24 protein-coding genes, 1 tRNA gene and 1 pseudogene are annotated in these 25,611 nt (G+C 69.8%); 13 read left to right on the top strand and 13 right to left on the bottom strand.

Annotation, left to right across the window (positions count from 1 at the left end):
- Positions 1–29: 29 nt before the first annotated feature.
- The 3 genes from FVO59_RS01450 to FVO59_RS01440 are packed head-to-tail and all read left to right on the top strand — an operon-like array spanning position 30 to position 4,454.
- Positions 30–1,193 (top strand): M20 family metallopeptidase, encoded by a 1,164-nt coding sequence (locus FVO59_RS01450; protein ID WP_182253934.1) that lies wholly within the window; start codon positions 30–32, stop codon positions 1,191–1,193.
- 31 nt (positions 1,194–1,224) lie between these two features.
- The gene (locus FVO59_RS01445; RefSeq protein ID WP_182253931.1) at positions 1,225–2,916 is read left to right on the top strand and encodes a PucR family transcriptional regulator; all 1,692 of its coding nucleotides are present in this window, start codon (positions 1,225–1,227) and stop codon (positions 2,914–2,916) included.
- Positions 2,913–4,454, top strand: a complete 1,542-nt coding sequence (locus FVO59_RS01440) for a gamma-glutamyltransferase family protein (protein ID WP_182253929.1) — start codon at positions 2,913–2,915, stop codon at positions 4,452–4,454. Before FVO59_RS01445 ends, FVO59_RS01440 begins: the two co-directional genes overlap by 4 nt.
- Before the next feature lie 93 nt (positions 4,455–4,547).
- On the opposite strand, the gene FVO59_RS01435 is transcribed toward FVO59_RS01440, so the two are convergent.
- Both FVO59_RS01435 and FVO59_RS01430 read right to left on the bottom strand, forming a co-directional pair.
- Complete coding sequence (locus FVO59_RS01435) at positions 4,548–5,852, bottom strand: DUF4032 domain-containing protein (protein ID WP_182253927.1); 1,305 nt, start codon at positions 5,850–5,852, stop codon at positions 4,548–4,550.
- A gap of 67 nt (positions 5,853–5,919) precedes the next feature.
- Entirely contained in the window at positions 5,920–7,023 is a 1,104-nt protein-coding gene (locus FVO59_RS01430; RefSeq protein ID WP_182253925.1) for an ABC transporter ATP-binding protein, read from the bottom strand.
- A gap of 227 nt (positions 7,024–7,250) precedes the next feature.
- On the opposite strand from FVO59_RS01430, the gene FVO59_RS01425 reads away from it, so the two are divergent.
- Together FVO59_RS01425 and FVO59_RS01420 are read left to right on the top strand one after the other, a co-directional pair.
- Positions 7,251–8,216, top strand: a complete 966-nt coding sequence (locus FVO59_RS01425; RefSeq protein WP_182253923.1) for a DsbA family protein — start codon at positions 7,251–7,253, stop codon at positions 8,214–8,216.
- Positions 8,217–8,266: 50 nt separating this feature from the next.
- Positions 8,267–8,339 (top strand) — tRNA-Thr (locus FVO59_RS01420).
- 65 nt (positions 8,340–8,404) lie between these two features.
- On the opposite strand, the gene FVO59_RS01415 is transcribed toward FVO59_RS01420, so the two are convergent.
- Positions 8,405–9,553: a M14 family zinc carboxypeptidase gene (locus FVO59_RS01415; RefSeq protein WP_259363355.1), complete on the bottom strand. Its 1,149-nt coding sequence runs from the start codon at positions 9,551–9,553 to the stop codon at positions 8,405–8,407.
- Between the two features lie 111 nt (positions 9,554–9,664).
- Positions 9,665–10,318, bottom strand: coding sequence for an SOS response-associated peptidase family protein (locus tag FVO59_RS01410; RefSeq protein ID WP_182253921.1), 654 nt, complete (start codon positions 10,316–10,318; stop codon positions 9,665–9,667).
- A 92-nt stretch (positions 10,319–10,410) separates the two neighbouring features.
- Here FVO59_RS01410 and FVO59_RS01405 point away from each other — a divergent pair, with 92 nt between their 5' ends.
- Complete coding sequence (locus FVO59_RS01405) at positions 10,411–11,316, top strand: DMT family transporter (RefSeq protein WP_182256413.1); 906 nt, start codon at positions 10,411–10,413, stop codon at positions 11,314–11,316.
- 1 nt (position 11,317) lies between these two features.
- Here FVO59_RS01405 and FVO59_RS01400 read toward each other — a convergent pair whose 3' ends face one another.
- A complete protein-coding gene (locus tag FVO59_RS01400) occupies positions 11,318–11,941 on the bottom strand; it encodes a nitroreductase family protein (protein WP_182253919.1) in 624 nt (207 codons plus the stop codon).
- Positions 11,938–12,342 (bottom strand): peptide-methionine (R)-S-oxide reductase MsrB, encoded by a 405-nt coding sequence (gene msrB, locus FVO59_RS01395; protein ID WP_182253917.1) that lies wholly within the window; start codon positions 12,340–12,342, stop codon positions 11,938–11,940. Before msrB ends, FVO59_RS01400 begins: the two co-directional genes overlap by 4 nt.
- Positions 12,343–12,395: 53 nt before the next feature.
- Between msrB and FVO59_RS01390 the strand changes: the two genes are divergently transcribed.
- The 4 genes and pseudogenes from FVO59_RS01390 to groL all read left to right on the top strand — a co-directional run bounded on the left by FVO59_RS01390 (position 12,396) and on the right by groL (position 16,050).
- On the top strand, positions 12,396–13,388 hold the full coding sequence (locus FVO59_RS01390; protein WP_182253915.1) for a DUF2332 domain-containing protein: 993 nt from the start codon (positions 12,396–12,398) through the stop codon (positions 13,386–13,388).
- A 9-nt stretch (positions 13,389–13,397) separates the two neighbouring features.
- On the top strand, positions 13,398–13,655 hold the full coding sequence (locus tag FVO59_RS01385) for a DUF3263 domain-containing protein (RefSeq protein ID WP_182253913.1): 258 nt from the start codon (positions 13,398–13,400) through the stop codon (positions 13,653–13,655).
- Between the two features lie 73 nt (positions 13,656–13,728).
- A complete protein-coding gene (locus FVO59_RS01380) occupies positions 13,729–14,307 on the top strand; it encodes a LytR C-terminal domain-containing protein (protein WP_259363352.1) in 579 nt (192 codons plus the stop codon).
- A 127-nt stretch (positions 14,308–14,434) separates the two neighbouring features.
- Positions 14,435–16,050 (top strand): annotated as a pseudogene (gene groL, locus FVO59_RS01375) (chaperonin GroEL).
- A 139-nt stretch (positions 16,051–16,189) separates the two neighbouring features.
- Here the strand turns inward: groL and FVO59_RS01370 are convergent.
- The 4 genes from FVO59_RS01370 to FVO59_RS01355 all read right to left on the bottom strand — a co-directional run bounded on the left by FVO59_RS01370 (position 16,190) and on the right by FVO59_RS01355 (position 19,628).
- A complete protein-coding gene (locus FVO59_RS01370) occupies positions 16,190–16,477 on the bottom strand; it encodes a WXG100 family type VII secretion target (protein WP_182253911.1) in 288 nt (95 codons plus the stop codon).
- Positions 16,478–16,596: 119 nt separating this feature from the next.
- A complete protein-coding gene (locus FVO59_RS01365; RefSeq protein WP_182253909.1) occupies positions 16,597–18,312 on the bottom strand; it encodes a sensor histidine kinase in 1,716 nt (571 codons plus the stop codon).
- Positions 18,313–18,334: 22 nt separating this feature from the next.
- Entirely contained in the window at positions 18,335–19,027 is a 693-nt protein-coding gene (locus tag FVO59_RS01360; RefSeq protein WP_182253907.1) for a response regulator transcription factor, read from the bottom strand.
- Between the two features lie 58 nt (positions 19,028–19,085).
- Positions 19,086–19,628, bottom strand: a complete 543-nt coding sequence (locus FVO59_RS01355; RefSeq protein ID WP_182253904.1) for a TetR/AcrR family transcriptional regulator — start codon at positions 19,626–19,628, stop codon at positions 19,086–19,088.
- A gap of 106 nt (positions 19,629–19,734) precedes the next feature.
- On the opposite strand from FVO59_RS01355, the gene FVO59_RS01350 reads away from it, so the two are divergent.
- Complete coding sequence (locus tag FVO59_RS01350) at positions 19,735–20,655, top strand: alpha/beta fold hydrolase (RefSeq protein WP_182253902.1); 921 nt, start codon at positions 19,735–19,737, stop codon at positions 20,653–20,655.
- 147 nt (positions 20,656–20,802) lie between these two features.
- On the opposite strand, the gene FVO59_RS01345 is transcribed toward FVO59_RS01350, so the two are convergent.
- The 3 genes from FVO59_RS01345 to FVO59_RS01335 are packed head-to-tail and all read right to left on the bottom strand — an operon-like array spanning position 20,803 to position 24,428.
- Complete coding sequence (locus FVO59_RS01345) at positions 20,803–22,443, bottom strand: DNA repair helicase XPB (RefSeq protein WP_182253900.1); 1,641 nt, start codon at positions 22,441–22,443, stop codon at positions 20,803–20,805.
- Between the two features lie 30 nt (positions 22,444–22,473).
- Positions 22,474–24,150, bottom strand: a complete 1,677-nt coding sequence (locus FVO59_RS01340) for a helicase-associated domain-containing protein (RefSeq protein ID WP_182253898.1) — start codon at positions 24,148–24,150, stop codon at positions 22,474–22,476.
- Positions 24,151–24,152: 2 nt separating this feature from the next.
- Positions 24,153–24,428, bottom strand: a complete 276-nt coding sequence (locus FVO59_RS01335; protein WP_182253896.1) for a multidrug ABC transporter ATPase — start codon at positions 24,426–24,428, stop codon at positions 24,153–24,155.
- A 100-nt stretch (positions 24,429–24,528) separates the two neighbouring features.
- Between FVO59_RS01335 and FVO59_RS01330 the strand changes: the two genes are divergently transcribed.
- Positions 24,529–24,909, top strand: coding sequence for a cold-shock protein (locus FVO59_RS01330; protein WP_071640579.1), 381 nt, complete (start codon positions 24,529–24,531; stop codon positions 24,907–24,909).
- The gene (locus FVO59_RS01325; protein WP_182253894.1) at positions 24,893–25,561 is read left to right on the top strand and encodes a DUF3027 domain-containing protein; all 669 of its coding nucleotides are present in this window, start codon (positions 24,893–24,895) and stop codon (positions 25,559–25,561) included. Before FVO59_RS01330 ends, FVO59_RS01325 begins: the two co-directional genes overlap by 17 nt.
- The last annotated feature ends 50 nt before the right edge of the window (positions 25,562–25,611 follow it).

Here is a 25,611-nt window from a genome sequence, read left to right as displayed (position 1 = left end):
AGGAGCGGCTCTGGCATGAAAGAAGAGACATGATCGACGTCGACTCGGTGGTCGAAGACACCCGCACCCTCATCAGCATCGACAGCCAGAATCCCGGCCCCCTCGAGGCCGAGTGCGCGGACTGGGTGGTCTCGCGACTGGAACGGGTCGGCCTCGCCGTGCAGCGCCACGAGGTCGAGCCCGGAAGGGACAACATCCTCACCCAGGTCGCGGGGAGCGATCCGGATGCTCCCCGGCTCGTGATCCTCGGCCACATGGACACCGTCCCGATCGGAGAGGGGTGGACCTATCCGCCGCTGGGCGGGGTGATCGATGACGGACGCATCTACGGACGGGGCGCGTGCGACATGAAGGCCGGTCTCGCGCTGGGCATCGGTCTGCTCGATGCGCTCGTGCGAACCGGGGAACAGCCTCGCGGGGACGTCGTGCTGGTGGCCACCGTCGATGAGGAGGCGCCCGGGATGCTGGGAGCGCACCAGCTCGTGCGCGATGGACTGATCCGGCCCACCGACCAGGTGCTGGCCCCGGAGCCCACGGGCATGCGTCTTCGTCAGCGCCAGATGGGTCTTCGCTGGCTGACGATCACCGTGACCGGGAAGATGGCGCATGCGGGCCGAGCCCACCTCGGCATCGACGCGAACCACGTTCTGGCCGAGATCATGACGCGGGCCAAGACGACCTTCTCGGCGCTGCCGTTCGAGGACGGGATCCTCGGTCGTGCACGATTCACGTGCGGCACGTTCCACGGCGGCGTCTCGACGAATGTCGTGCCAGGAAGTGCCACAGCCGAGTTCGATCTGCGCATCGTGCCGCCGATGGTCCCCGAAGACGCCGTCGGCATCGTGCAGCGCGTCGCCGACGCCGTGATGCGCGAGCACCCCGGCGCCGAGTACGCCATCGAGCTGCTGGGCGCGCGTCGTCCGCCCGTCGGCGCCTCCGATGATGCGAAGATCATCAGGGACCTCGTCGAGGCCTATGTCGAGCACACTGGCGCAGAGCCGGAGATCGGCGGCGCAGACGGGCATGAGGCCTACACCGACGCGTCGATGATCGCCGCGCTCACCGGCAGCGACTCGTGCACGGTGCTCGGTCCCGGAGCCACGGACCAGGCGCACACCGCCGACGAGTACGTGTCATTGGCCGATATCGAACTGGGAGCAGAGCTGCTGTGGACGCTGGTGCGGAAATGGTGACCGAGCGGTGAACCCGGGCAAGGCGAGTCGGATGCAGCTGCCGAGCGTCGCGCAGGTGCTCCAGTTCGAGTCGCTCGCCGCCGCGGACCCCGTTGTCGTCGCGGGCGCGACGGGGCTCACGCGTCCCGTGCGCTGGGTGCACGTGAGCGAGCTGGCCGACATCGCCGGTCATCTGCGCGGACAGGAGATGATCCTCACCACCGGCATCGCGCTCCCCGAGGACGATGCGGGACTGCGCGGCTACATCGCCGCGCTCGCGAGCGTGGACGTCGCCGCGATCATCGTGGGGCTCGGCCCGCACTTCGACCGCAGTCTGCCGGCCGCGATGATGGATGCCTCGGATGAGCACTCGATCCCGCTCGTCGTGCTGCGCCGGCACACCGCATTCGTCACGATCACGGAGGATGTGCATGCCCGGCTCGTCGACGCCCAGGTCGAGCAGCTGCAGCAGTCCGTGCAGATCCACGAGATGATGCGCACGATGGTGATGGACGGCAGCGCCGCGGCCGACCTGCTGCACGAGGTCGCGCGCGTCGCGGGCAGGCCCGTCGTGCTCGAAGACCTGCGCCATGAGCTTCTCGAGGTCGCCGAGGGGCCAAGGCCCCGTGGCGACGTGATCACGGAATGGGCGGAGCACACCGAGCGTCACCGGGCCGTACGGCGCACGGATTACGATCCGCGCACCGGGTGGCTCACCTCCACCGTCGGGATCAAGGGCGACGACTGGGGACGGCTCATCATCATGTCGGCGGCCGACACGAGCCTGCCACGTGGCCTCGACCAGGACCCGTTGAGCTCGGTGCGATCGACGCTCGTCATGCTCATCGAACGCGCCGCGACCACCGTGGCGCTCGGGCGGCTCGTCGCTCGCGATCGGGGCGCCCTCGGCGCCAAGACCCAGCGAGAGCTGCTCGAGGGGCTCATCGCCGGTGGTCGCGCCGCCGACGAGGCTTCCGAGACGGCCGAGGCGATCGGCTTCCCCGTCGGCTCAGGCACGCTGATCGCGCTCGGGGCGAGGATCCACGACCCGGATGCGCTGAGCGCCCGGGAGCAGCACGACCTGCTGCACGGATTCGCAGCGGGACTGCGCACGGTCTGCGTGCGCCTCTCGCTGCCGATCATGCTCGCCCAGCTCGGTCACGACGCGCTGGTGGCGCTCGTGTGCCGCACGGACGGCGTCGAAGCCGAGCAGATCGAGCGCGGGGTGTCCGGCATCGGACTCGCGCACCTGGTGGTGGGGCTCGCCTCGCCATGGCCGGGTGCGCCGGCTGCGGGGGACATCCTCCGCGAAGCGCGGGAGACCGCGGAGATCGCAGCGCTGCTGGGCGTCGAGGCGCGGGCCGTGCACCGTGCCGACCTCGGTCTCGACGGGCTGCTCCTCTCGCTGGGGTCCGACCCTCGGCTGAAGCGGTTCGGCGACGACACCCTCGCGGCTCTGCGCGGTGCGGGAGGACGCGACGGCGAGCTCGTCGACGCGCTTCGGTCGTTCCTCTTCGCAGGTCGCAACAAGTCCCTGGCGGCCAAGCGCTCGTTCGTCTCACGGCAATGGCTGTACGAGCAGCTGGACCGCGTCGAGCGTCAGCTCGGCATCAGCCTCGACGATGAGGAGACGTGCCTGCGGCTGCAGGTCGCGATCCTCGCAACCGATCTGCGCGCACGACGCGCAGAGGCCGATCAGCTGCGTCGCAGGCGCGCGCAGCCGCCCATGCAGGGGGAAGAATGAACCATCGCACAGCGTCATTCGGCGCCATCTCGACACCCCACCACACCGCCACCCAGGTGGGCGAGCGCATTCTGCGCGAAGGGGGAAACGCGATCGACGCCGCTGTGGCCGCCGCACTCGCGCTCTGCGTCACCTACCCGAACAATGTGGCGCTGGGCAGTGACCTGGTCGCCCTGGTGCACGCGCCGGACGGCAGCGTCATCGAGGTGAACGCCACGGGCCCCGCGCCGCAGGGCGCCACCGTCGATCTGATGCGCGAGCGCCACGGCGATGCGCTGCCGATGTACGGCGTCGACACGATCACGGTGCCAGGCGCGGTGCGCGGCCTGGAGCGGCTGCTCGCACTCGGAGGAGCCAAGACCTGGCGCGAGGTGGTCGAACCGGCCGCTGCGCTCGCCCGCGACGGCGTGCCGATGCCCAGCTCGGTCGCCAAGGGCATCCTCGCCCTCGACGCCGGACTCAGAGCGGATCCGGGATGCCGGGAGGTGTTCTTCGCGGATGACCGCCCGCTCGGCGTCGGCGAGACCTTCCGGCAGCCGGCGCTCGCCCGCACCCTGGAGCGGCTGGCCGAGCGCGGCCCTGACGAGTTCTACACCGGAGCCGTCGGAGAGCGCTGGCTGGCCACTCTGCGCCAGGTGGGCTCGCTGCTCTCGCCGCGCGATCTGAGCGAGTACCGGCCGGAGGTCGGACCGGCGCTGTCGGTCGACGTCGGCGATCTGCGTCTGCTCAGCAGCAACCCCAACACGCAGGGCTTCGCCCTTCTCCGAGCGGTGCGAGAGTCCTGGACGGCGGCGAGCGACGCATCGGGCGCCATCGATCCCGTGCTGCTCGCCGAGGCCTTCCGGCGCACCAACGCGGTGCGCGACCAGTTCCTCGCCGACCCGATGCGCGGGGGCCTGAGCGGCGAGCAGCTGCTCGACGTGGGCGTCCCCGACGGCGTCGACGCACCGTACCGCGGCCGCCCGATGGGCGACACCGTCGGCATCGCGGTCGCCAGCGCCGACGGATACGCCGTGTCTCTCATCCAGTCGGTGTACTTCCAGTTCGGCGCGGTCGTGCTCGATCCGCACACGGGCGTGCTGTTCCAGAACCGCGGTGCCTCGTTCTCGCTCGATCCGGAGGCCGCGAACGCCTTCGCGCCGGGTAAGCGACCGGGTCATACGCTGATGCCTGTTCTCATCGAGCGCGGCGGAGAGCTGCGCTGGGTGTCGGCGACGATGGGCGGGCAGGGACAGCCGCAGATCCACGCGCAGCTGCTGGAGGCCGTGCTGACCGGATCCGATCCCGCCGCGGCGGTGACTCGTCCGCGGTGGCTGGTCGGGCGGCAGACGCCGAGCGACACGCCCGACACGGTCACCGTCGAGAACGGCGTCGATGCCGCGCTGGTCGCAGAGTTCGACCGAACCGGCCTCGCGGTGAAGCGCATCCCCGATCTGAGCGACGTCGTCGGCCATGCGAATCTCATCGAGCTCGACGGTCTCGGCGGCATGACGGCGGCCAGCGACCCGAGGTCCGACGGGTCGGCGGTGGTCTGCTGAGGGCTGCGGCGTCGAGGCGACGGGTGGCTGCACCTCGCCCGTGTCCCGGTGCAGATGCTCGTGCACCGCGTGCGCGGGCGCCGCTGACCGTGCTCAGACCAGGTCGCGCCAGTCGACGGCAGCCGTGTCGTCGGAGACCTCGACGGAGCCGGTGATCACGGGGACGCTCATCGTCTCGGTGGGCGGACCCATGATGGTCGCCTCGTCGCGGCGGTGCCGCAGCACGTCGTTGATGTAGCTCGTGAGCACCTCTGCGATCGGCACCGATCGAGACTCGGCCTGCGACAGATACCAGCGGTGCTCCAGCACCTGGTGGTACACCTCCGCGGGCTCGAGCTTGGCCCGCAGGTCGTAGGGGATCGCGCGCACGACGGGCTCGAAGACCCGGGTCAGCCATTCGTGCGCGTACATCTCCTCGTCGGCCCAGGCCTTGGTCGAGCGCACCCGGAACTCGTCGAGGTCGTTGAGCAGCCGACGCGCCTGGTTCTCCTCGACGTCGAGACCGGTGAGGCGGATCAGCCGGCGCTGGTGGTGACCGGCATCCACCACCTTCGGCTGTATGCGCACGACGGTGCCGTCGGCCGTCGTGACCATCGACATCTCGTCGATGTCGAAGCCGAGCGCGTTGAGCTTCTCGACGCGCTCGGTGATCCGCCACGTCTCACCGGTCGAGAACGACTCCTCGTCGGTGAGAGCGGCCCACAGCGAGCGGTACGACGAGACGATGCCATCGGCGATCTCCAGCGCGTCCACGCCGCGCTCCAGCCGCCCGCCCGCCGCGAGATCCATGATCTCGCCCGCGATGTTGGTGCGCGCCAGGTCGAGATCGTACGCCCGCTGGCCGTCGGTCAGCCCCTCCTCGTGCAGCTCCCCGGTCTCGGCGTCGACCAGGTACGCCGCGAACGCTCCTGCGTCGCGCCGGAACAGCGTGTTCGACAGCGACACGTCGCCCCAGTAGAACCCGACGTTGTGCAGCCGGACGAGCAGCAGCGCGAGCGCATCGACCAGGCGGGTCGCCGTGTCCGGACGCAGCACCTGGGTGAACAGGGCCCGGTAGGGCATCGAGAAGCGCAGATGCGAGGTCACCAGCGCCGCGGGCAGTGCCTTGCCTTCGGCATCCGTCCGCCCCGCGATCACGGCCACCCTGCTCACGCACGGCACGTCGAGCCGGCCGAGGTTGCCGAGCATGTCGTACTCGCGCTGCGCCATGTCGGCGGTCGTCTCCTTGACCGCGACCACCCGACCCGACAGGTCCGCGAAGCGCACGAGATGACGGGAAAGGCCCTTCGGCAGCGACACGATGTGCTCGGACGGCCACTTGCCGAGCGGGGTCGACCAGGGCAGGCCGAGCAGCCCCGGGTCGACCGAGCTGGCCGTGATGCGCAGGGAGTCCTGCATGATTCCTCCGGAAACACCGCGGCGCGGGAGACCCAGAAGGTCCGCCCGCGCCGCGTGTGCTGATTCGTCAGGCCGAGACGACCGGCTTGTCGTTGAGGCGCTCGCCCGACTCGAGGTCGAAGGCGTGCACGTGGCCGGGGTTGGCCGCCAGGGTGACCGTCTCGCCCGCGTTCGGGTGGTTGCGGCCGTCGACGCGCGCCACGATGTCGGTGCGCTTGCCGTTGATCTCGGTGTGACCGTAGAGGTAGCCGTCGGCGCCGAGCTCCTCGACGAGGTCGACGACGACCGAGAGGCCCTTGCCGTCGGCGGGGCCGACGGTGATGTCCTCGGGGCGCACGCCGACGGTGACCTGGCTGCCCGTGGCACGGCCGACGGTGTCGCGGTCGAGCGGGACGACCTCGGTGCCGAACTGCACGCCGCCTTCGGCGAGGTCGGCCGTGAAGAGGTTCATCGCGGGCGAGCCGATGAAGCCGGCGACGAAGACGTTGTTCGGCTTCTCGTACAGGTCGCGCGGGGTGCCGACCTGCTGCAGCAGACCGTCCTTGAGCACGGCGATACGGTCGCCCATGGTGAGCGCCTCGGTCTGGTCGTGCGTGACGTACACGGTGGTGACGCCGAGGCGACGCTGCAGCGAGGCGATCTGGGTGCGCGTCTGCACGCGAAGCTTCGCGTCGAGGTTCGACAGCGGCTCGTCCATGAGGAACACCTGCGGCTGGCGCACGATCGCGCGGCCCATGGCGACACGCTGACGCTGACCGCCCGAGAGGGCCTTCGGCTTGCGGTTCAGGTACTCCTCGAGGTCGAGGAGCTTGGCGGCCTCGAGGACGCGGCTGGCGCGCTCCTCCTTGCCGACGCCGGCGATCTTGAGGGCGAAGCCCATGTTCTCGGCGACCGTCATGTGCGGGTACAGCGCGTAGTTCTGGAAGACCATCGCGATGTCGCGGTCCTTCGGCGGCACATCGGTGACATCGCGGTCGCCGATGAGGATGCGGCCGCCGTTGACCTCTTCGAGGCCGGCGAGCATACGCAGCGAGGTGGACTTTCCGCAGCCGGACGGACCGACCAGAACGAGGAACTCGCCGTCGGCGATCTCGATGTTCAGCTTGTCGACTGCCGGACGGGTGCCGCCGGGGTACAGGCGGGTGGCGTCGTCGAACGTAACGGTGGCCATGGTTTCTCCTTCACCGGCAGGTACGTGCCGGACGATCCTTCGTGATGGAAGCGGCGGACGCTGCCCGCCGTGACCCGCCATCGGGTCGGGATCAGTATGGCACGCCCGGGCGCGTCTGGGTATTTCTCAGACTGCCTCGTTAACATCGAATCCGGCGCCGCAGCACACGCGGCCGAGGGGTCCCCCACCCGAATCTTCACAATCCCACCCGATCTTCAAGAGGAACGATGTCGAGCGACGAAACGCCGAACGTCCCCGCCGCTCGCAACTCCCGCGAGGCGGTGCGCGAGAAGGCACAGCTGGTGCACGCGCAGCAGTCGCGGGCACGACTGATGCGACGCCTCATCATCGGCCTCGTCGCGATCGTCGCCGTCGGCTCGATCGGAGCCGCCGTCGCGTATGCGGTCAGCTCGTCGATCTCGAAGCCGCAGCTGACCCCCAGCGGGATGCCAGGCGACGGCGTCACCGTCAGCCAGATCGCTGCGACGCCATCCGGGGGCGCGCCGTCGCCCGCCCCGACCGAGAGCGCCACCGAGGCAGGCGAAGCCGCGACTCCCTCGCCCTCGCCGTCGGCTACGGCCGATGCGAAGGCCACCGAGATCCACATCTACGTCGACTACCTCTCGGCGGGCGCCGCGGAGTTCGAGCGCGCGAACGCACGCCAGCTCGCGGGCTGGATCTCCGAGGGTGCTGTCACCGTCACCTACCACCCGGTCGCGCTGCTCACCGCGAGCTCGAACGGCACGAAGTACTCGCTGCGCGCCGCAGCGGCAGCCGCCTGCGTGGCGACCTACGCGCCCGACAGCTTCTACGACTACAACCACGAGCTGCTCACCGATCAGCCCGAGGCCGACAGCGACGGCCGCAGTGACGCCCAGCTGGCCGACCTGGCTGTCGCCGTCGGAGTGTCGGACGCCAAGAAGGTGCGCGCGTGCATCGAGGGCCAGGACTTCGTCTCATGGGCGAAGGACGCGACCGCAAGGGCGCTCGAGGGACCGTTGCCTGGCACCGACGGACTGAAGCTCAACAACGAGGCGCTGATCCTCGTGGGCGGCAAGTCCTACGTCGGTGCGCTCGACGACCCCGCGGAGTTCTCGCAGTTCGTGCTGACGATCGCCAGCGACGAGTACTTCGGCTCGACGAAGCCGACGCCGACGCCCGTTCCGACGCCGAGCGCCACCACAGCGCCCTGACCCGGCCGGTCAGGCACAGCCGCGTACCGTCGGTATGCTGGTGACGGTCCGCCGACTTGGCGCAATTGGTAGCGCACCGTACTTGTAATACGGGGGTTACGGGTTCGAGTCCCGTAGTCGGCTCAGTGGACGAGGCCCGTGCCCCCGATCAGCGGGGGCACGGGCCTCGTCGTGTGCGGGGGAGGGCGTCAGGGCATGACGGGCGGCTGCGTCGGCCAGCCGTCGACGAGCCCGGTGTCGATCTGGTAGCCGATGTAGTCGTAGTGCGGGATGCTGTGCCAGATCATCGGATCGGTGCTCCAGATGCTGCCATCGGCGAGACCGCCGAGCAGCGCCTCCACGCCGACGACGTTCTGCTTGATCGCCTTGCCGCGGCTCTTCTGGCCGATCGACCCGCCGTAGGTCTCGAAGAAGACCATCGGGTGGCTGTGTCCGGTCGGGTTCAGGCCGTTGTAGTTCAGTCCGAGCATGACGGCAGACGAGACGCCGCCCTTGATGTCGATCTCGCGGTACCCGCTGCTGGCGCTGCCCACGCTGTAGCGGTCGGCGTTCACGTAGCCGTACCGCTGCAGCGCGGTGTACACGTGCCCCTGCAGCTGGCGCGTCTTCACGTCGTACTCGCCGCCTCGTACTCCGGGAAGGGTGGGGCCGCTCGGCGCGAGCGAGATGCCGAGAGACATGGTGATGGGCTCGTCGGAGTCGTCGTACTTCAGACCCTGGTGGTGGATGTCGAGACCGACGTCAGGCTTCACGCTCGCCCAGTAGGAGTACCAGGCCAGCGACTCCTTCGCCGCGAAGCCGGTCGGCGACCAGTCGCGGTTGAGGTCGATGCGCCTGCCGTCCTCGAGCACGGTGTGACGGATGTAGAGCTCGGAGCCGTCGGGGTTGTACATCGGGATGACGTGCAGGGTCAGCTTCTCGCGGACCGCCTTCCACATCGGGGATCCGCTGGACCCGGCGTTGCGCAGCACATCGAGCAGCACGTCGGGGCCGTAGGGCTCGTTGCCGTGGATGCGGCCCTGCAGCCACACCTTCGTCGGACCGGTGCCGACAGTGGCGACGTACAGCTCCCGGCCGGCCTCGCTGCGGCCGAAGCCGAGGCTCGAGAGCGTCTTCACCGTGACGGCGCCCTTCGAGGTGCGCTCGATGCCGGCGAGTGCCTTCTGCACGTCGGCGTAGGTCAGCAGCGCCGCGCGCGGCACCTGACCGCCCGGTTCGGGGAAGCTGCCTGCGGCGAACGCCGGCTGACCCGCGAGGAGGGGCAGTGCTGCGGCGAGCGGCATGGCGGCGAGCATCTGGCGGCGAGTGAGGGTGAATGAGGGGCGTGTTTCGTTCATCGCGTGCTCCTGTGTCGTCGTTGACTGGGGATGAGGTCAGTGTGGCAGTGACCCGGGGCGCGGAGCAATCGTTTTCCGAGGTTCGGCTCCTGCAGAATCCGGGGGGGGACCTCAGAACAGGGTCTGCCCACCCTTGTCGTCGTCTTGCGGCGTGGCCGCCACTCGCTCATCGAGGTCGCCGGCGGCGAGCAGCGCCTCGTCGATGAGCTCGCGGGTGGGGTCGCCGCCGAGCCAGTCGCCGGCGAACGACGTGGGGATGAGCAGAGGGATCCGGTCGTGGATGTGCGCCAGCTGCGGGGGAGCGGGGCGCATCACGATCGAGTAGCAGGTGATCCAGTCGCCGTCCGGTGTCCGGCCGCGCTGGGTGACAGCGGCCATGCCGAACAGGACTCCCCGCCCCAGGCCGAACTCATGCCAGACGCGGTCCGGCTTCTGCATCTCGTACCAGCCCGTCGCAGGTACGAGGGCGCGGGTGCGCAGTCCGCCCGGTCTGTCTTGCAGTCGCTCGGAGCGGGTGTTGATCGAGGGGAATCTGGCGGGCTGTCCATCGACGAGATAGCCCCACCAGGCAGCCTGGAGAGCTGCTCGGCCGTCGGAGGTCGTCACCAGCGGATTGAGGTTTCGCAGGTTCTTCCCCGTCGGGCGCAGCGTCTCGCCGGCGTTCTGCTCGGCCCAGGAGCGCAGCCCTTCGAGCACGGCGTCATCGGCCTCGGCCAGCAGTTCGGCATCGGTGAAACGGGGGTCCAGTCCGTAGCTCGCGCACATGCCGTCAGGCTAGTCGCGGGCACCGACACCGGGAAGGGCCGTCGACCGGTAGCCTCGAGCGAGTGACCCGTCCTCGCCCGCTGCCGACCTGGATCGCGCTGGGTGGCGCTGTCTCGATCGGGGCGATGACCGCCGTGCAGGCCCGCATCAACGGCGTCCTCGGGATCCGCATCGACGACGCCATCGTCGCGGGGCTCATCTCCTTCGGCGTCGGACTCGTCATCCTCGCCGCCGTCATCCTCGCGATGCCGTCGGGGCGCGCAGGTCTGGGGCGGCTGGTCTCGGGCATCCGGAGTCGCAGCATCCCGTTCTGGATGCTGCTCGGCGGCACGTGCGGCGCACTCACGGTGACCACGCAGGGCCTCGTCGCAGGGGTGCTCGGCGTCTCGCTGTTCACCGTCGGCGTGGTCGCGGGCCAGACGCTGCACGGTCTGCTGCTCGACCGCATCGGCGTGGGGCCGTCCGGCGTCGTCGCGGTGACGCCGGGGCGCGTGATCGGCGGTGCTCTCGCGCTCGCCGCGGTCGGCGTCTCGCTGGGAGGGGACGTGCTGGCGGCCGCGCCGCTGTGGCTGCTGCTGCTCCCGTTCGCGGCCGGTGCGGGGATCGCGTGGCAGGCTGCGGCGAACGGGCGCCTCGCGGCCAGGGTCGCGTCGCCGCTCACCGCCACGCTGATGAGCTTCATCGCCGGCACCGTCGTGCTTGCGGTCGGCGCGGCGCTCAGCGTCCTCGCCCGAGGGATGCCCGAAGCCCTCCCCGCCGAGCCGTGGCTCTACCTGGGCGGTCTGCTCGGCTTCGCATACATCCTGCTCGGTGCCTGGCTCGTGCCGCATACCGGTGTGCTGCTGCTCGGACTCGGCAGCGTGCTCGGCCAGCTCGTCGCCTCCGTGGTGATCGACGTCGTCTGGCCGGTGGATCGGGGCCCCGCGCTGTGGCAGCTCGCCGCGATGATCGTCGTCGCCTCGGCCTCCGTCGTCGTGGCGCTGCCGCGGCGGCGCTGACTCAGCTCTTGCGGCGCTTGTCCTTCGCCGACTTCTTCTTCGCCGACTTCTTCCGCTCCTTCTGCAGGAGCCTGTCGGCCCCGCCGGATGCCGCGGGCATAGGTGTGAGCAGGGTCTCGGCATCAACCGGCTTGCGGCGCCCCGCGCTTCTGCCCTCGGGCTTGCCGCCGACGTAGAGCCAGCCGAGCAGCTCCTCGTTCTTCTTCAGGCCGTGCGCCTTGGCCACGGCCTTCGACCGGGTGAGGCCGCCGGTGCGCCAGATGACGCCCCAGCCGGCCTCGTCGAGCAGCAGGCTGAGGGTGTGTGCGACGCCGGATGCGACCGCCTCCTGCTCCCACCGAGGCACCTTGTCGCTCTTGCGGTACGAGGCCACGATCGCGATCAGCAGCGAGGCGCGCAGCGGCTTGCTCGAGGGCTTGTCGTCTCCGCCCGCCTTCGCCAGTGCCGCGCCCAGCGTCAGCCGGTCGTCGCCGCGCAGCTCGATCAGGCGCCAGGGGCGCAGCGACGAGTGGTCGGCGACGCGTCCTGCCGCCTCGACGAGCGGCAGCAGCTGCTCGCGGGTCGGGGCGTCGTCGGTGACGCGCGACCAGGACGTGCGGCGCCGGACGGCGTCGAGTGCGCTCACGGCTGCTCTGGTGTGAACGACAGAGCCAGTGAGTTCATGCAGTAGCGGTCGCCGGTCGGGGTGCCGAAGCCGTCGGGGAAGACGTGCCCGAGGTGCGACCCGCACGCGGCGCAGCGCACCTCCGTGCGCACCATGCCGAGCGAGCGGTCCTCGATGAGCTGCACGGCCTCGGGGCGCACCGATTCGTAGAAGCTCGGCCAGCCGCAGCCCGAGTCGAACTTCGTGCCGCTGCGGAACAGCTCCGCCCCGCACGCACCGCAGGTGTAGAGGCCGGCGCGCTCCTCATCGAGCAGCTCACCCGTCCAGGGGCGCTCGGTGGCGGCTTCGCGCAGCACCGCGTACTGCTCGTCGCCGAGCTCTGCCCGCCATTCGGCATCCGTCTTGTTCACGCTGTAACCCATGCCTCTATTCTCTCTCTTCCGCGGCGAAGAGGGGGCGCTGGGACAATGGCGGGATGATCGATGCCGTCGCCGAGCGCTACGACCGCTTCGCCCGTGACGAGGCTCCTGGCCGCAGCGACGTGTACGCCGCGTGGGCTGCGGGCGTGGCCGGGGATGCCGCGGTGCAGGCGCTCCTCGCCCGGCTCTCGCCGCAGAACCGCCAGCCGCCGCTGGTGTTCGCGGTCTCACGGCTTCTGGGCGCGCCGGTCGGCGGGTATGCGCAGTGGCGGGAGTTCGTGCTCGAGCACGCCGACGAACTGGTTGCCGAGTGCGGGCGCCGCGGCGTGCAGATCAACGAGCCGCTCCGGCTGGCGGCGCTGCTGCCTGCGCTGAGCATGATCGACGGGCCGATCGCCCTGCTCGAGCTGGGCGCCGCCGCGGGGCTGTGTCTCTACCCGGACCGGTTCTCGTTCCGCATCGACGGCGCCGACGGCGTCCCGCGTGAGCGGATCGACCCGTCGGACGGGCCGTCTCCTGTGCTGCTCGGCAGCGTGGTCACGGGCGAGCTGCCCCCGCTGCGCGTTCCGGAGGTGATCTGGCGAGCAGGCGTCGACCTCGATCCCCTCGATGTGCGCTCGCCGTCGGATCGCGCCTGGCTGGAGTCGCTCATCTGGCCGGGGGAGCGCGAGCGCAGCGAGCGGATCGCCGGGGCCATGGCGATCGTCGCCGCCGACCCGCCCGTGCTGCGCGCCGGCGACGCGGCAGAGCAGCTCGAGGCCGTGGTGGCCTGCGCCCCCGCCGGCGCGAAGCTGGTCATCACCACCCCGGGGATGCTCGTCTATCTGCCGCGCCCGCGGCGGCTGGAGCTCATCGAGCGCATCCGCGCCGTCGATGCGCACTGGATCACGATTGACTCGCCCGGGCTGCACGACGGGTGGCGACCGGCGATCGATCCGGCCGGATTCCGCGGCTTCGCGGTCGCCCTCGACGGACGGGTGGTGGCGGATGCCGATCCGCTGGGCCGCTGGTGGGAGTGGCGCGCGGGGAACGGCGAGGATGCCGCGTAGCCTGAGCACATGCTCGGTGAACTCTCCGATCGCGATCGCGCGATCCTCACGCTGGAGGCGGCCTGGCCGCGTCACGGCGGCATGAAGGAGGAGACCATCCGGGCGCAGCTGGGCATGAGCCCGGCACGCTACTACCAGCTGCTCGGCCGGCTCATCGAGACCGAGGCCGCGCTGGAGTTCGACCCCCTGCTGGTGCGCAGGCTCCGTCGCCTCCGCGACGCTCGGGCTGTGCAGCGCACCGCTCGCATGCGCGGCTTCGTCGGCTGACGACGCACAGCGCCGGCATTCGCCCGCCGCCGTTCGATGCGGACTCACGGGAGGCGCCCGATAGCATCGAGGGGTGCAGAAGTCCCCCCGCGATCGATTCGACGACGTCCCCCGTGCGACCGGACGCGTCGGCGCGCACCGCGCCGAGCAGCCGGGTATGAACGGACTCGTCGTGCTGCTGTGGTCGGCTGCTGTCGCCCTCGTGCTCATCGTCTGCGGAATCTTCGTGTCGCTGGTGATGATGGACCGCATCTCGCTGTTCGGCGGGGATGAGCCGGCTCCGGTGCAGACAGCGCCCGGTGTCGTCGCCGAGGTGGATCCGTCGTACCGCGTGCTGATCCTCAACGCCACGCCCGAGGAGGGTCTGGTCGCCGAGGTTCGCGAGAAGCTGCTCGACGAGGGATGGTCGACGGAGGATGTCTTCGGCAGCGACGGAGCGTCGCAGGAGTTCTCCAAGACCACGGTGTTCTACGTCGCCGATGAGGACGAGGGAGCCGCGCTGGGCCTGGCCGACCTGCTCGGCGGCGCCGAGGTGCAGAAGAGCGACTTCTACGCCGCGCTGAACGACACCGACGAACCGCAGCTGACCGTGGTGATCGGGCTCGACCGCGTCGACGGCGAGCCGACCGATTCCGAGACCCCGGCTCCCTGACGCGCGACGCCGAGCTCCCGCCCCCGCGGCTTGCACTCTCATGGGTCGAGTGCCAGACTGGGTTTAGCACTCGAACAGTCGGAGTGCTAACACCCCATCGCCTACGTCCGGGAGGGACGAAAGACTCATGGCAAAGATCATCGCTTTCGATGAGGAGGCCCGTCGCGGCCTCGAGCGCGGCCTGAACATCCTGGCCGACGCCGTCAAGGTGACCCTCGGCCCGCGTGGTCGCAACGTCGTGCTCGAGAAGAAGTGGGGCGCCCCACGATCACGAACGACGGTGTGTCGATCGCCAAGGAGATCGAGCTCGACGACCCGTACGAGAAGATCGGTGCGGAGCTCGTCAAGGAGGTCGCCAAGAAGACCGACGACGTCGCCGGTGACGGAACCACCACCGCGACCGTCCTCGCTCAGGCACTCGTCCGCGAGGGTCTGCGCAACGTCGCAGCCGGCGCTGACCCCATCTCGCTCAAGCGCGGCATCGAGAAGGCCGTCGCGGCCATCACCGAGGACCTGCTGAACAGCGCCAAGGAGATCGAGTCCAAGGAGCAGATCGCCGCCACCGCATCGATCTCGGCCGCTGACCCCGCCATCGGCGAGCTCATCGCCGAGGCCATCGACAAGGTCGGCAAGGAGGGCGTCGTCACCGTCGAGGAGTCCCAGACCTTCGGCACCGAGCTCGAGCTCACCGAGGGCATGCGCTTCGACAAGGGCTACCTGAACCCGTACTTCGTCACGGACCCGGAGCGCCAGGAGGCTGTCTTCGAGGACCCGTACATCCTCATCGCCAACCAGAAGATCGGCAACATCAAAGACCTGCTGCCGGTCGTCGACAAGGTGATCCAGGACGGCAAGGAGCTCGTCATCATCGCCGAGGACGTCGAGGGCGAGGCTCTCGCGACGCTCGTGCTCAACAAGATCCGCGGCATCTTCAAGTCGGTCGCCGTCAAGGCTCCCGGCTTCGGCGACCGCCGCAAGGCTCAGCTGCAGGACATCGCGATCCTGACCGGCGGCCAGGTCATCACCGAAGAGGTCGGCCTCAAGCTCGAGAACACCACGCTCGACCTGCTCGGTCGTGCGCGCAAGGTCATCGTCACCAAGGACGAGACCACGATCGTCGAGGGCGCGGGCGAGCAGTCCGCCATCGAGGGCCGCGTCACGCAGATCCGTCGCGAGATCGAGAACACCGACAGCGACTACGACCGCGAGAAGCTGCAGGAGCGCCTTGCGAAGCTGGCCGGTGGCGTCGCCGTCATCAAGGCCGGAGCAGCCACCGAGGTCGAGCTCAAGGAGCGCAAGCACCGCATCGAGGACGCCGTCCGCAACGCGAAGGCTGCTGTCGAAGAGGGCATCGTCCCCGGTGGTGGCGTCGCGCTGCTGCAGTCGGCCAAGGTGCTCGACACGCTCGCCCTCGAGGGCGACGAGGCGACCGGTGCGAACATCGTGCGCGTCGCCATCGAGGCTCCGCTGAAGCAGATCGCCATCAACGCCGGCCTCGAGCCCGGCGTGGTGTCGCACAAGGTCGCCGAGCTCCCCGCGGGCCAGGGCCTCAACGCCGCCACCGGCGAGTACGGCGACATGTTCGCGCAGGGCATCATCGACCCGGCCAAGGTCACCCGCTCGGCGCTGCAGAACGCCGCGTCGATCGCCGGTCTGTTCCTGACCACCGAGGCCGTCGTCGCCGACAAGCCCGAGAAGGCACCGGCCATGCCGGCTGACCCGTCGGGCGGCATGGACTTCTGATCCAGACGATCTGAAGCACTGCTCGAACGCCCCCTGCCCGAAAGGCAGGGGGCGTTCTGCGCGTGTCGGCTCGATCGGCTCCGCCGCTCTCGCTCAACGACCGGGTTGCGCTCCTGCGCGGCACGAGCGCTGTCGGGCGTCAGCGGAACAGGCTGGCCGAGTACTGATCGGCGTCCGCGTACTGCGCGGCCGCGGAACCGAGTGCGGCGCTGATCGATCCGAGCACCTGCTCGACGTGCAGCTGCGCTCCGCGCCACTGCTCGCTGCACTGCTGGAAGGCCGCGGCTGCAGCCCCCGTCCACGACGACTGCAGCTGGTTCAGCTGAGCCATCAGCGCGGACGACTCTCCCTGCAGTCGCTCCATGGTGGCGTAGGCGGCGCCGTTGGCGGCCTGGACCGCGTCTGTGTCGACGGTGAAGACGGACATGGGATCTCCTCTCGATGGAGTTCCGACCCTACGAGGGGCGGGATCGCGAGGAGACGCCGGTTCCCGGCATCCGTGCACAACCCGCCCGGCGGAGCCGCTGTGCAGAAGAGATCAGCGCCTCAGAGCTCGAGGCGATCGATCGGCTGGGTCTCCTCCAGCAGATGCGCCGGGGTCGCCTGGGCAGGGGCGAGGGGCAGTGAGACGGTGAAGGTCGCGCCGCCGCCTGGCGTCTCATCGACGGCGACGGTGCCGTGCAGCGATTCGACGATCGAGGCGACGATGGCGAGACCCAGTCCCGAGCCGCCCGTCTCCCTCGCGCGCGACGTGTCGGCACGCCAGAAGCGTTCGAAGATCTGCTCGCGGATCTGCGGGGGGATCCCCTCGCCGTGGTCGACGATCGATATGGTGCCCACTCCCTTGCGGCGGTCGGCACCCACGACGATCTCGATCGGGCTGTCCGCGGGTGAGAACCTGCGCGCGTTGCCGAGCAGGTTGGTGACGACCTGGCGCACCTTGTTGTCTTCGCCGAGCACGATCGGGGGAGTGCGCACAGGGGCATCCGTCGCCTCGGTGAAGTCGATCGCGGGCACCGGCGGAGTCGAGCGGGGACGGCGCCGCAGCCGGGCGAGAGCACTGGCGGGTCGCGAGGGGATTGGCCGCGTCGGCAGCGGCGGCGGCGCCGTGTGGGGGCGGCCGTGCAGGCGCACCTCTCCCGAGTCGTCCGCCGTGGTGTCGACGACCGAGATCGTGCGTCCCGGTGCCGCGACGCGCAGGTCGAGCGCGGCGTCGCGCGCGATGGGCCGGAGGTCGAGCGGCTCGATCTGCAGCTCGCGGGAGCGCTCCTCGTCGAGACGTGCCAGAGCGAGAAGGTCTTCGACGAGCACCCCCATGCGGATCGCCTCCTTCTCGATGCGCTCCATGGCCCTGGCGGTGTCCTCTTCGCCCGTGATCGCGCCCATGCGGTACAGCTCGGCGTAACCGCGCACGCTCACCAGCGGGGTGCGCAGCTCGTGGCTGGCGTCGCCGATGAAGCGCCGCATGTTCTGCACTGTGCGGTCGCGCTGTGCGAGCGAGCGGTCGACACGATCGAGCATCGTGTTGATCGCCGAGTTCAGCCTGCCCACCTCGGTGGTCGGCTCGAGGTCGGTCAGTCGCTGGCTGAAGTCGCCGGCCGCGATGGCCATCGCGGTCGACTCCACGTGCCCGAGCCTTCGGAAGGTCAGCGTCACCAGGCCGCGCGTGAGCAGCGCAGCCAGCAGGATCGTGACCAGGGCCACCGTCGTGTACACGGCGACGTAGGTGGCGACGATCCGATCGGCCTCATCGAGGGGCAGGGCGACGATCTGAACGTAGGTGAGCCCCTGGGGGTCCTGCGCCGACTGCGCGGAGGCGACAGAGCTGTACGTCTCGCCGTCCTCGCCGCGCAGCGTGATCACCTGATCGCCCTGACTGATGGTGTCCTGCAGGGTGAAGGTCTCGGGGAAGTCGGGTCGAGGAGCGGACGCCTGTCCGCCGGCCTCCGCGACGAACTCGCCGTCGGCCGTGTAGAAGGCGACCATGAACTCGGTCGGCCGCGGCGCGATCTCGGCCGGGTCGAACACGAGCCGGCCGCCCTCCGCGGAGACGTCGAAGAACCGCTCGGCCTGCCCGGTCGTCGCCAGCGCAGGCAGCTGTGCGTCGATGTTGTTGATCATCGCCCCCCGCAGGATCGGCACGGTGCCGATGCCTGCGATCATCAGCCCCAGAGCGAGCACGGCGACGGTGACGCCGGTGACCTTCGCGCGCAGGCTGATGCGCCGCCACCACCGGGTGACGGAGTCGGGCTCGCCTGCCATGACCGCCTCGGACCGGGGTCCGCTACGCGGACTTGCCGACCTTCAGCATGTAGCCGAAGCCGCGCTTGGTCTGGATCACGGACTCGTCGGTGTGCGGGTCGATCTTGCGGCGCAGGTACGAGATGTAGCTCTCGACGATGCCGGCGTCGCCGTTGAAGTCGTACTCCCACACGTGGTCGAGGATCTGAGCCTTCGAGAGCACGCGGTTGGGGTTGAGCATGAGGTACTTGAGCAGCTTGAACTCGGTCGGGCTGAGCTCGATCGGGACCTTGCCCACGAACACGTCGTGGGTGTCCTGATCCATCGACAGCTCGCCGGCGCGGATCAGCGACTCCTCGTCGGTCTGCATCGTGCGGCGCAGGATCGCCTGAGCACGTGCGACGATCTCGTCGAGTGCGAACGGCTTGGTGACGTAGTCGTCGCCGCCGGCGTTCAGGCCCTCGATCTTGTCCTGCGTGTCGTCCTTGGCGGTGAGGAAGAGGATGGGGGCCGTGAAGCCGGCGCCGCGCAGGCGCTTGGTCACGCTGAACCCGTTCATGTCGGGGAGCATGACGTCGAGGATGATGAGGTCTGGCTCCTCTTCGAGGACGGCCGAGATGGTGGCGGCGCCGTTCGCGACGGTCCTCACCTTGAACCCGGCGAAGCTGAGACCCCGGGAGAGCAGGTCGCGGATGTTCGGCTCGTCGTCGACGACCAGGATGCGCGCATCAGTCATGCCCCCATTATGGTGACTCCGCCCTTGCATCGGCTGATTGCCTTCGGTGGTGCGGCGCTCAGGCGCCGAGCGCAGCGGTCACCGCACGTCGAATCGCGTCGTCCGTCGGGGCGTCAGGGTCGACCGTGACGCGGTGCAGTAGGAGGCCGTCGCAGGCAGCCATGAGCATGCGCGTGCCCGCAGCGGCATCCGGTCCTCCGATCCGGACGAGCGCATCGCGCGTCCACTCCTCGAAGATGCGCCGCTGCTGCCGAAGGGGTGCGGCGGCGTCGTGGTCGAGAGCCTCGAGGAACAGCGCGTACCGTGCGCGGGTGCGCGTCGCGCCCGGCCCCGATTCCAGCTCGAGCGCGCGCTGCAGCATCGCGATGAGGTCCTCGGCGGTGTCGACCACCACCGGGAAGCCGCCCTCGGCGCGCTCCGCCTCTGCTATCCACTGGATCACTCCTGCAAGCAGTGCAGCGCGGGTGCGGAAGTGATTGGATGTCGAGCCGGCGGGGAGGGACGCCGCCGCGTCGATCCTGCCGTGGGTGAGGGCGCGGATGCCCTCCGTGCCGATCAGGGTCACGGCGGCCTCGAGGGCGCGAATCCGAGTGTTGCTCACAGATCGAGCCTATTTGTCACTACTTTCATAGTGACAAACTACTATGAAAGTAGTAGAGTGTGCGCAGGGGCCGATGTCGACCCTTCGAGCGACGGGGAGGCTCATCATGGACGCACCGGCACCGTCGACGGGCTCCCGCCACCGCGAGTGGTCGCCTTCGCTTCCCCACGCATCCGGCTTCGACCACATCGTCGTCAGAACCCTCGGCCTGAGCAGCCATGTCGCCGTCATCGGCGAGGGGGAGCCCGTGGTCATGCTGCACGGCTTCCCGCAGAGCTGGTGGGAGTGGCGGCATGTCGCGCCGAGGCTCGCCGCCCGAGGTCACCGCGTGATCTGCCCCGACCTGCGTGGCTCGGGCTGGACGGAGGCCGACGACCCGTCCATCCGCCGCACGACGATGGTCGCGGATCTCATCGCGGTTCTCGATGCGCTGGGCGTCGTGAAAGCACACGTCGTCAGCCATGACCTCGGTGCGGTCGTCGCCGGTCAGCTGGCATACGGGCATCCGGAACGCGTCCGCACAGCCGTGCAGTTCGCCGTGCCGCCGGGGTTCATGACCTTCAGCCCCAAGCTGCTTCCTGCGTTCACGCACATGCCGCCGCTGCTGAGGCATCGTGCGGGCGACTCGCTCGCCTGGCTGTTCGGCCCCGATTACGCGGCGAAGCCCATGACCGCCGATGTCGTGGACGGCTATCTGCGGGTGCAGAAGCGATCGGGATTCGATGCCGCCGTCCGGGAGCTGTACCGCGGCATGATCATTCCCGAGGTGATGCGCCTGGCGACGGGCCACTACAAGAGGCGCCGGCTGCACCCGCCGACGCTCGCGGTCTTCGGGCGCCAGGATGCTCCCTTCGCCGAGCCGACGGTGCGTCGCATCTGCCGAGGACATGAGCGGTACGCCGACCGCTTCGAGCTCGCCTTCGTCGACGGCGCCGCGCATTTCGTCGTCGACGATGCTCCGGAAGCCGTCGCCGAGCTGTGCCTCGACTGGTTCACGCGTGGTGAGAGAGCCCCTGAGGGCGAGTAGCCTCGCTGCCATGGGTGACGACGAGGAGCACGGTGACAGTGCCTGCTGGCTCTCCCAGGTGTGCCCGAGTGCGGGGCGCTGCTCGACGACCTCGCCGCACCGTGCTGGCGGTGCGGACTGAAGCCGGGCGAAGAGCGGTGAGCGGACTCAGGCGGCCAGGTCGACCGCATCCATGACCGTGTAGCTGTACCCCTGCTCGGCGAGGAACCGCTGCCGGTTCTGCGCGTAGTCCTGGTCGACGGTGTCGCGGGCGATGAGGGTGTAGAAGCTGGCCGTGTGATTCGACTGCTTGGGTCGCAGAAGGCGACCCAGACGCTGCGCCTCCTCCTGGCGCGAGCCGAAGGAGCCGGACACCTGGATGGCGACCGAGGCCTCGGGGAGGTCGATCGAGAAGTTGGCGACCTTCGACACGACGAGCAGCGAGATCTCGCCCTCACGGAACTGTCGGTACAGCTCCTCGCGCTCGTCTATGGGGGTCGCGCCCGTGATCTGCGGCGCGTTCAGCGCCTGTGACAGGCTCTCCAGCTGGTCGAGGTACTGACCGATGACGAGGATGCGCTCGCCGGGGTGCTTCGCGATCAGCTCACGCACCGCTGTGATCTTCGCAGGTGCGGATGCCGCGAGCCGGTAGCGCTCGTCGTCTGTGGCCGCGGCGTATTCGAGGCGGTCGCTCGGCGGCAGGTCCACCCGCACCTCATAGCAGGCGGCCGGAGAGATGAAGCCCTGCGCCTCGATCTGCTTCCAGGGCGCATCGAAGCGCTTCGGGCCGATCAGGCTGAACACGTCACCCTCTCGGCCGTCTTCGCGCACGAGAGTCGCGGTGAGGCCGATGCGGCGGCGGGCCTGCAGATCGGCGGTCAGCTTGAACACCGGAGCAGGCAGCAGATGCACCTCGTCGTAGACGATGAGGCCCCAGTCCATCTCGTCGAGCAGCGAGAGGTGGGCGTACTGGCCCTTCCGCTTCGCGGTGAGGATCTGGTACGTCGCGATCGTGACCGGCTTGACCTCCTTGGCCTGACCGGAGTACTCGCCGATCTCCTCGGGGGTCAGCGAGGTGCGCTTGAGCAGCTCGTCGCGCCACTGGCGCGCCGAGACCGTGTTGGTCACCAGGATGAGGGTGGTCGTGCCGGTGGCGGCCATCGCGCCGGCGCCGACGATCGTCTTGCCCGCGCCGCACGGCAGCACCACGACGCCGGAGCCATCCTTCGCGAACGCCTCGACCGCCTGCCGCTGGTACGGCCGCATGCTCCAGCCGTCCTCGTCGAGATCAATCTCGTGCGGCGTGCCCGGCGTGTAGCCGGCCAGATCCTCGGCCGGCCAGCCGATCTTCAGCAGCTCCTGCTTGATCTGCCCGCGCGCCCACGCGTCGACGACGTAGCTGTCGGGCGAGGGGTGCCCGATGAGCAGCGGCTGGATGCGCTTGTTGTTCGCCACCTGGGCGAGCACGGCGGGGTCCGTCGAGCGCAGCACCAGCGCGCCCTCGTCGTCGCGTTCGATCACGAGCCGTCCGTAGCGGTTCACCGTCTCGCGCAGATCGACCGCCACAGACGGCGGGACGGGGAAGCGCGACCAGCGGTCGAGGGTCTCGAGCATGTCTTCTGCGGTGTGGCCGGCGGCTCGTGCGTTCCACAGCCCGAGACGCGTGATGCGGTAGGTGTGGATGTGCTCGGGGGCCCGCTCCAGCTCGGCGAAGATCGCCAGCTCGTGCCGGGCGGACTCGGCGTCGGCGTGCGCGACCTCGAGCAGCACGGTGCGGTCGCTCTGGACGATCAGGGGGCCATCAGACATAGCAGACCAGTCTACCGGCCGCTCGGCGCATCAGCTCTGCAGCACCCGCACCGACACGATGCTGCGTACCGGGAGCGTCCGTTCCACGTCGGCTGCGCGGTCGCGCCCGCGCAGTCGTCCGCCCCCGAGACCCGCAGCCTCGAGAGTGAGCTCGCGTCGCGAGCCGTCCGGCATGGCGACCTCGACGAGCACCACGGCCTTCGCCCGCACCGCGGCTTCCAGCTCGCGGTCCAGCCAGGCGGCGTCGGCGTCGGGACCCTGGTGCGAGCGCAGCCTCGCGATCAGAGCGGCGTGTCCGCCGTCGGTCGCGGCGGCGGGACCGGCGATCCGCGCTCGACCAGCGGCCACGCTGCGGCCGTCGCGGTCGACGAGGGTTGCCGGGTATCTGGCATCCGCGAGCGCCCACGCCACCGCCTCGGCTCCGACGCGCGAGATCAGCCGGTCCCCCTCGCGGATGAGTCCGAGGGGGCGCAGGTTGCGGTCGATCTCCATCGCCTCCAGCAGGTGGGCGTCGGTGCTCGTCACGACGGTGCCGCCGTCGGCATCCGGCCGCACGCGCACGAGACCGTGCCTCGACGCCGTCTGGGCGACCAGGTACTCGAGAGGCTGCGGAACCCCGGTCAGCGAGATCTCCCGCAGGAAAGCCAGGATGCCCTCGGCGCTGTCGCCCTCGACGAGCGCGCGCGACACCGATTCGGCGGTGAAGCGGTACGACGAGGCCTGGGCGGGGTCATGCTCGGTCATCGTCCGCAGCCTGTTGTCGAGCGACGGTCGCAGCGGGCCCGGGGCGATGGCGGTGAGGTCGTTCTGCAGGAAGAGCCGGTCGACCTCCGAAGGCAGAAGCGCCTGCAGCGCCGAGCTGTCGAACGGCTCGTCGGTGTGCAGCGGGCCGCCCCACTCGGGAACCGCCCATGCGCTCTCCGATCCGTCGTCGGCCAGAAGTCCGAGCCGCAGGGCGAGGCCGCGCAGGTGCGCGGCTCGCGCCGGCCAGCTCGCGTCCCAGGGGTGAGCGCGAGGCCAGTCGATCGCCGCCGAACCCCGGATGCCGGAAGGCAGGGCATCGCGGAAGCGGCCGGCCACGAGCGTCCATCGTCCGGTGAAGGAGGCGTCCAGCCATGACTCGGCGTCCGCGGTCGGCCTCAGCTCCCGGTCGACGCGCCTGGTGAGACCTGCCATTTCGGCCAGATCGCGCAATGCGTCGAGGTCGCCGTCGTCGAGCAGTCGCCGCTTCTCCGTCGCGCTCAGCGCGCCGGTCGCGACCAGCCCGAGGGGTGCGGTGCGCGCGGCGAGCAGAAGCTCGGCCACGCCGGCGATCGTCGCGAAGGCCCGTTCGGCGGCGCGGGCGGAATCGGCGGCGGATGCCCGAGTGGGACGCGACTCCTCGGCATCCGGGATCTCGGCGAGCGTCTCGACGACCGCGCGCACCGGGGGGAGGACCCGGTCGTCCTCGTCGAGCAGGCCCAGACCCGCATCGCCGAGATCGACCGCATCGTCCGGCCCTGCCGAGCGGAGGGCACGCGCCTCGGCGAGTGTGAGACGGGCAAGGGCGCGTTCGATGGAGGCCGGCTCGAGAAGCGCCTCTGCGGCGTCGAAGAAGTCGACCCACCCGGCATCCGGTCGCACCGCCCGCTCGCGCAGCACCCGCTCCAGCTGCGCGTCGCTCGCCGAGGCGAGCCGGGCAGCCAGCGGACGGGCGTGCGTGCTCATCGTCAGGACCCGGAGCCCGCGCGTCCCTTGCGCGCCCAGCTGAGCACCAGCAGGGAGATGATCATCAGGAACGCGATCGGCAGGCCGAACAGCGGCAGTCCCGCGACGAACGGCCAGACGCCATGCCCGAACGCGGACTGGTCCATGCCGACGGCGGTGCCGATGATGATCGAGAAGAAGCAGATCACGGACGCCGCGGCGAGACCCAGCGCGGTGAAGGCCAGGAATCGCTCGAGTCGCCCGGTCTTCGGCGCGCTGCGGTCGTCATGCATGCTCATCGCTCTCAGCGTATCCCCTGTCGGTGCGGGCGGACGGGTAGGCTGAAGGGGTCGCGCCGCCGCGCGACGTCTCCATTTCGTGTTTCAGTGAGGTTCTCCCATGCCCACCGGCAAGGTCAGGTTCTACGACGACGAGAAGGGGTTCGGCTTCATCGCATCGGATGACGGCCAGGACGTCTTCCTGCACGCCTCTGCCCTTCCTGCAGGCGTCTCCGTGAAGAAGAACGCCCGCGTCGAGTTCGGTCTCGCCGACGGCCGTCGGGGCCCGCAGGCGCTGTCGGTGCGCGTGCTCGACGCGCCGCCCAGTCTGGCGAAGGCCGCGCGCAAGCCCGCCGACGACATGGCCGTGATCGTCGAGGATCTGGTGAGGATGCTCGATGAGATGGGCGGCGACCTCCGGCGCGGCCGCTATCCTTCGGCGACCAGGAGCCGCACCGTCGCCGCCGTCCTCCGCAAGGTCGCTGATGACCTCGACGCCTGACGACCTCGCCGCATCCACTCGTGATCTCGCGCTCGCCGCGCTGCACGAGATCACTCCGGCCTCGACCGTGGGACCGGCGGCCGGTCACACGGTCGAGGAGAGCGGCGCCGTGTCGCTGCGCTTCGAGAACCGCCTGCCCGGCTACCCGGGCTGGTTCTGGACCGTGACCGTCGCGCAGGTCGAGGACTCGGAGCCGACGGTTCTCGAGGTCGAGCTGATGCCGGGCGACGGCGCGCTGCTCGCTCCCGACTGGGTGCCGTGGGCCGAGCGCCTCGCCGAGTACCGTGCGCACCAGGCCGAGCTCGCGGCGCAGGCCGAGACGGACGCCGCTGAAGACGACTCGGACCAGGACGATTCCGGCGAGGATGACGACGACGAGTCTGATGACGAAGACGAGTCCGATGACGACGACGAGTCCGATGACGACGACGAGTCCGATGACGACGAGTCCGACGAGGACGACGAGCAGGATGACGACGATCTGTCGCCGCGACTGCACGCCGGCGACCTCGACGGCGTCGACATCGACGAGCTCGACGAGTCCGGGGATGACGACGAGGAAGATGAGTCCAACGACGACGAGTCCGACGACGACGAGTCCGACGACGACGAATCCGACGACGACGATTCCGACGAGGACGACGACGAGTAACATCCGGCATCCGGCATCCGGCATCCGGCATCCGGCATCCGGCATCCGGC

Source organism: Microbacterium esteraromaticum (genome assembly GCF_014084045.1).
In the GTDB taxonomy this organism is placed as follows: Bacteria; Actinomycetota; Actinomycetes; order Actinomycetales; family Microbacteriaceae; genus Microbacterium; species Microbacterium esteraromaticum_D.
The sequence above is the reverse complement of the archived record's forward strand: the minus strand, read 5'-3'. Positions and strand labels throughout refer to the sequence as shown.

Bases quoted from the DNA above. Each gene is read 5' to 3' on its own strand.
- FVO59_RS01450 (WP_182253934.1), top strand. From the start codon at position 30: ATGATCGACGTCGACTCGGTGGTCGAAGACACCCGCACCCTCATCAGC.
- FVO59_RS01445 (WP_182253931.1), top strand. From the start codon at position 1,225: ATGCAGCTGCCGAGCGTCGCGCAGGTGCTCCAGTTCGAGTCGCTCGCC.
- FVO59_RS01440 (WP_182253929.1), top strand. From the start codon at position 2,913: ATGAACCATCGCACAGCGTCATTCGGCGCCATCTCGACACCCCACCAC.
- FVO59_RS01435 (WP_182253927.1), bottom strand. From the start codon at position 5,852: ATGCAGGACTCCCTGCGCATCACGGCCAGCTCGGTCGACCCGGGGCTG.
- FVO59_RS01430 (WP_182253925.1), bottom strand. From the start codon at position 7,023: ATGGCCACCGTTACGTTCGACGACGCCACCCGCCTGTACCCCGGCGGC.
- FVO59_RS01425 (WP_182253923.1), top strand. From the start codon at position 7,251: ATGTCGAGCGACGAAACGCCGAACGTCCCCGCCGCTCGCAACTCCCGC.
- FVO59_RS01415 (WP_259363355.1), bottom strand. From the start codon at position 9,553: ATGAACGAAACACGCCCCTCATTCACCCTCACTCGCCGCCAGATGCTC.
- FVO59_RS01410 (WP_182253921.1), bottom strand. From the start codon at position 10,318: ATGTGCGCGAGCTACGGACTGGACCCCCGTTTCACCGATGCCGAACTG.
- msrB (WP_182253917.1), bottom strand. From the start codon at position 12,342: ATGGGTTACAGCGTGAACAAGACGGATGCCGAATGGCGGGCAGAGCTC.
- FVO59_RS01390 (WP_182253915.1), top strand. From the start codon at position 12,396: ATGATCGATGCCGTCGCCGAGCGCTACGACCGCTTCGCCCGTGACGAG.
- FVO59_RS01385 (WP_182253913.1), top strand. From the start codon at position 13,398: ATGCTCGGTGAACTCTCCGATCGCGATCGCGCGATCCTCACGCTGGAG.
- FVO59_RS01370 (WP_182253911.1), bottom strand. From the start codon at position 16,477: ATGTCCGTCTTCACCGTCGACACAGACGCGGTCCAGGCCGCCAACGGC.
- FVO59_RS01365 (WP_182253909.1), bottom strand. From the start codon at position 18,312: ATGGCAGGCGAGCCCGACTCCGTCACCCGGTGGTGGCGGCGCATCAGC.
- FVO59_RS01360 (WP_182253907.1), bottom strand. From the start codon at position 19,027: ATGACTGATGCGCGCATCCTGGTCGTCGACGACGAGCCGAACATCCGC.
- FVO59_RS01350 (WP_182253902.1), top strand. From the start codon at position 19,735: ATGGACGCACCGGCACCGTCGACGGGCTCCCGCCACCGCGAGTGGTCG.
- FVO59_RS01345 (WP_182253900.1), bottom strand. From the start codon at position 22,443: ATGTCTGATGGCCCCCTGATCGTCCAGAGCGACCGCACCGTGCTGCTC.
- FVO59_RS01340 (WP_182253898.1), bottom strand. From the start codon at position 24,150: ATGAGCACGCACGCCCGTCCGCTGGCTGCCCGGCTCGCCTCGGCGAGC.
- FVO59_RS01335 (WP_182253896.1), bottom strand. From the start codon at position 24,428: ATGAGCATGCATGACGACCGCAGCGCGCCGAAGACCGGGCGACTCGAG.
- FVO59_RS01330 (WP_071640579.1), top strand. From the start codon at position 24,529: ATGCCCACCGGCAAGGTCAGGTTCTACGACGACGAGAAGGGGTTCGGC.
- FVO59_RS01325 (WP_182253894.1), top strand. From the start codon at position 24,893: ATGACCTCGACGCCTGACGACCTCGCCGCATCCACTCGTGATCTCGCG.